Source organism: Nocardia sp. NPDC004722 (genome assembly GCF_053601505.1).
In genome coordinates this window covers 1-1,236 of sequence record NZ_JBSGBY010001090.1, presented here as the reverse complement: position 1 = coordinate 1,236, position 1,236 = coordinate 1, and the positions used below count along the sequence as shown (strand labels likewise).

General features: G+C 71.3%; 1 protein-coding gene. It reads right to left on the bottom strand.

The window, feature by feature from the left end:
* The coding region (locus ACWELQ_RS45940) for a CoA transferase (RefSeq protein ID WP_452403236.1) at window positions 1-1,236 on the bottom strand (1,236 nt) is incomplete at both ends.

Here is a 1,236-nt window from a genome sequence, read left to right as displayed (position 1 = left end):
GTACCCGGCGTCGCCGAGCAGGGTGACCCGGCCCGAGGACAGCTCCGGCACGTCGATGCGGGCCAGCTGATCGAAGTAGAAGTCGGGCGTGGTGGGGCGGAGGTCACCGCGCCGTGCGTCCGGGCGGCCTCCGGATCGGGTGCGGCGGGCGCGGCGTGAACGGGTGTCCGTCCCGGCGCTGTGATCAGCCAGGATGCCGTGCGTGCGAGGGCGACCCGGACATCGCGGCCGCGGCCGTCCGCGCGCCGGGCGCACAGCGCGTCCAGCACCCCGGCGGCGAGCAGGTAGCCGCTGGCATGGTCGAGGGCCTGCGCGGGCAGCACGCCCACCGCCGCCCCGCCGGGCGAATTACCGGTTGCGCCTTCGATGAGCGAAATTCCCGAGGCGGCCTGCACGATGCTGTCGAAACCGCGTCGATCACCCCACGGTCCGGTTTCGCCCCACGCCGAAACTCGGCCCCGCACAATTCCCGGCCGCAATTCCGCGGCCCGCACTCCGAGGTGTTCCAATCTGCCCGGTCGGTAACCGGAGATGATTATGTCTGCATTGCTGATCAATTCGCGGAAAACAGGAAGATCGGTACGCAAATCGACTACAGTGGACCGCTTCCCCTGGCAGGTGTCCAGGAACTGCCACTCGATCTCGGGCAGCTGTGGCGGGTCGATCCGCAGCACATCGGCTCCGAGCAGGGCTAACGCGCGGGTCGCCACCGGCCCGGCGATCACCCGCGTCAGATCCAGCACCCGCAGTCCGCGCAGCGGCCGCAGCCGCGTTGCCGCGGTGGGTGATTCGATCGCCCCTTGATCCGCACGCGTCTCGAGGGCGACCAGCGGGCCCGAGGCCGCGGCTGTGCCCTGCGGGCTGTCGGCCCATTCCGCTTCGTCGCGCACCCGCACGGCGATGGCCTCGTGGGCGTGGGCGCGTGCTTCGATGTCCGCGGCGGTGAGTGTGGCGACGCGGCGCGTGAATTCCTCGCGGCCGGCGTCGGCGGGCAACTCGACCGCGGTGAGCAGCCGGGCCCGATGGTGCGGGTAGTTGGCGTGCGTACGCACCCATGCGTCCGCAGCCCTGAAGAATCCCGACAATTCTGCGAAGCCTTGCGGCCGTGCGCCGTCGAGCAGGAACAGCCGCTCGCTGGAGAAGGCCGCCGTCACCCGCGCGGGATCGACGGCCATGCGCAGCGGCTCCAGGCCGAGGCTGATCCGCCAGCGGTCGGCGGCCATGGCGAACGCGGTC